This is a genomic window from Aeromonas sp. HMWF015 (assembly GCF_963878965.1).
In the GTDB taxonomy this organism is placed as follows: Bacteria; Pseudomonadota; Gammaproteobacteria; order Enterobacterales; family Aeromonadaceae; genus Aeromonas; species Aeromonas veronii.
In genome coordinates this window covers 1-3,320 of sequence record NZ_CAWNZT010000292.1, presented here as the reverse complement: position 1 = coordinate 3,320, position 3,320 = coordinate 1, and the positions used below count along the sequence as shown (strand labels likewise).

At 46.7% G+C, this 3,320-nt stretch carries 3 protein-coding genes; 1 reads left to right on the top strand and 2 read right to left on the bottom strand.

Going from position 1 to position 3,320, the window contains the following annotated elements:
• Positions 1 to 27: 27 nt before the first annotated feature.
• On the top strand, positions 28 to 930 hold the full coding sequence (locus AACS18_RS14945) for a DUF6216 family protein (protein ID WP_108611865.1): 903 nt from the start codon (positions 28 to 30) through the stop codon (positions 928 to 930).
• Here AACS18_RS14945 and AACS18_RS14940 read toward each other — a convergent pair.
• Together AACS18_RS14940 and AACS18_RS14935 are read right to left on the bottom strand one after the other, a co-directional pair.
• Complete coding sequence (locus AACS18_RS14940; protein ID WP_108611864.1) at positions 921 to 2,066, bottom strand: helix-turn-helix domain-containing protein; 1,146 nt, start codon at positions 2,064 to 2,066, stop codon at positions 921 to 923. The two genes, AACS18_RS14945 and AACS18_RS14940, sit on opposite strands and share 10 nt — an antisense overlap.
• Positions 2,067 to 2,745: 679 nt before the next feature.
• On the bottom strand, positions 2,746 to 3,320 hold a 575-nt coding region (locus tag AACS18_RS14935; RefSeq protein ID WP_219927948.1), incomplete at its 5' end, for a hypothetical protein.

Below are 3,320 nucleotides of genomic sequence, written 5' to 3'. Positions count from 1 at the left end.
GATCTATAAAATAGCTAAGGAGAATCCATGAGTGAATCTATTTTCAAAGTAGTGGTAGACATTCCAGAGTGGTTAGGGTCATGGCTGACCACTGCACTCGGCGGACTAACCGTCATTATTGTATTATATCTTTTCTTTCGCCTTAGAGCTGGTAGCTCATACGGATTTCTGAACCGTCTTTATGCGGTGCTAATTGGTGGTTCAGGATTTCACCACGAAATCGCGGAAAAATTCTGGCGTGACCAGAAAGACGTAGAGAGGTTTAATGCTCTCTTCAATACCAAAGCTAAGTCATTAAAAGATATTCAAACTTTCATAGCTTGGATAGAAAAGCATGAATTAGAACTAAGAAAATTTACAAGCCTGAAAAAATGGTTCGATTTAGAAAAAAGAAAAGTAAAAAGACTTAAAAAATGGCAGCTTGTCACCCCATTTATCTTCACTATTTTAGCGTACTTTTTGGCTATTCCAATCAGCACGATAGCATCAACTGATGCGGCCCTTCTCAAGTTTAATGACGAGGAACAATGGATGTGGCTCGGTCACACTGAAGCAAGAAGCTTCAGCCTTAACCCTTTTCGAGATCGGAATAATGACTGGAGGATAAATAAATCAATCTGTTCAAATAAAGATCATGACATGACAAATTTACTCCAAAAAACCCAACTTCAGCAGAAAAACATAAACATCACATGCAAATCGTTTAGCAACAGCGAGGATGCTAAGCGAATTTCGCAGATAATAGGCGATCAAAAAATATTCTGGTTTTTTGCAGTTTTTCTATGGGTTTATACGCTGCTCTCATTCATGGAGACTCTTAGAAGAGCGGATACTAATCATGTTCGAGCCTACTTACTCAACAAGCTCAAAAAGGCCAGACTACGCAAGCAAACATCCACACGCCCTACGAGTTCACACGATCAAACGTAAAATCTGCCAATATCGTTGACTAGATATATCTTTTGCCGCAATGGCTGCCCCCAATCAGCATCCATCGAACGAATTCCCCGAGAAGCCAGGTCACGCATTACACTGGATGAGCTTTTACCTGCTTCTCGGGCCAAATCTCGGAGTAGCACATATTTTGAATAGAACTGATTGATCGCCTGCCGGCTGATGAGCTGGCCTAGCCTTTTATCGCTGTTAAGTGCCTCAAGCAACCCTGCATGAACAAGTTGATAGGCAAACTCTTGATGGATCCCCATATGCTTCGCGGCTTCGGCTATCGAAAAGAGCTCAGAATCGAAAGATCGCTCCCGATACCAATCCTCGAACTGGTGACTATCGAAAACCAGCTCCCGGATTGTTGGCTTTGGGCTCGACGCATATGCACCCAACGAGCCCTGTTTGATCGCCTCGATGATGATCACCAACGGCTCTTTCACCCCTGCTCGAAACCGCCTCAGCACCTGATTCATGGTCATAGTCTCGGGAGGTGCTGAGCTGCTGTGAGCAAGCGACTTCAGAAACCCGGACAACTCCTCCATTGAAAAGGCCCAAACGCCCCCAGAGGCCTTTCCAGGAGTACTGTTGTGAGTGAAATAACCACCTTGCTGTAGTTGTCCAAACTGCTTCTTGGTCACACCGAGATACTTGGCCGCATCTCTAGCTGTCAGCGAGTCAGTCAACCGTACCTTGAGCCCAATCACATCAGATCTCCACACCAATACCGATTCTCTTTTGGGGCTCTGTACCAACACACTGCGAACTTCCTCACTCGCGACAGCTCGCCTCATCTGCGATTTAGTAATAACAAACTCCCGGCAGGCTGCTTGCAGCGCAAGCCAAGGATGAGCCTGAATGGTTCTATCCTTGAAAAGTGAATTCCGTCGGCTCAACGCTTTTGGCCAGCGCTCATTAAGATGCTGTTCCAGCAACTGCTTATATGGTTCAAAACAGGCCCCTTCAAAAGACCTGTAGAACTCTTTATAGAATCTACGCAGAAGCGGTTCTCCCCGCTCAGGATCCCCCAAAGAAAATGATGTATAGAGAAACTGGGTAAAACCCTCGCTACCACCAAAAAGGGCATCTGCGGTTTGGGTCATCACATCTGAAGCCGTATTCATCTGAAGTACTCCGGTGTTGATCCCTGTCTTGCTACCTCCATTACGACCGGCAAAACGAGCAAACAGTAGAATAAGATCTGATCTCGTTTGGAGATCTAGGTTATGACCAGCCCCGATCAAAGACCCAGTGACCGCCCCCTGCTCGATAAAGTTTTGCTGTTGCCTGACAGCACCAAGTGACAGATACGGGGCTGAACCCGATAAATCAGCACCGCATCTGCATAACCTAGTACTTCGAGCGTTGAAACGAATAACACCTCCACAAACAGGGCACGAATCTCTTAACCAGCATCCATGCTCAGCACAAACCACCGACACTTTCAGATGCCACACAGCTTTCCAACGAGACGCCTCTTCAATACATGCCGGACAATAGCGTAATGCCCCCAGACGGTGGCTACGCTCGACTAAACAAACCTCAGTTGAGACTGATGGTGATTCCCTCCCCCAACCAGTCCAACCCGCCCCAGCGAACAGATCCGGGTAAAGATGCAGCTCTGATAGTGTCGGCAACTGTCCCTTTGCACACATCCAACTGATAGAGCCATAACGATTCAACTCCGCCACGCGCACTAGATAGCCAATTGGTGACTCATTAGCGCCACAGACAGGGTGGAATGGAGGGCATATCAACGTACAGTCGTTGCTTCTACTCAGCACATCTTCATCACCCAATGACTTACTTCGGATCATGGGGTAGCACCTGCCACTCAGCGAACTCCCATAAATCAGCGACATTAGATGCCAATCCTTGCGCCAGGTCTAAAGCACTTCTCATCTGCACCCAATAGCTGAGGGACTGATGTTTTAGAAATTGAAAACACGGCTGATGAAATTCGATATTTAGCCTCAAAACAAATTTCAGTATCAAAGACGAACGATAGGCAGGACTGTCCCTTTGTGATAATCGAAATAGAAATGTCTCCAAGCCATCTGGCTGAAACAACAGTTCAGCTGCGTTAATCAAATGGATCCTGGCGGTGCCGCACTGTTCAAGCTCGCGATTAAAGTTATGTACGGTGATTCTGGGACTATCCAGCCAATTACACAGTAGGCTAATCAGGGCTGCTCTGGATGAATAATCCAATCCATGATCTTTTGGAAGAACACATCCCCTCTCTGGCACCGCACCATCATCTAAAAACCGTTGCATGCACTCAATGGGCCTATCGATGATCTCTCTAGGCGCGTCGGTTAACAGCGCACCACAAGCACAACGGGACAAACGTGTAGAAGCTAACGGGAGTCGAGAAT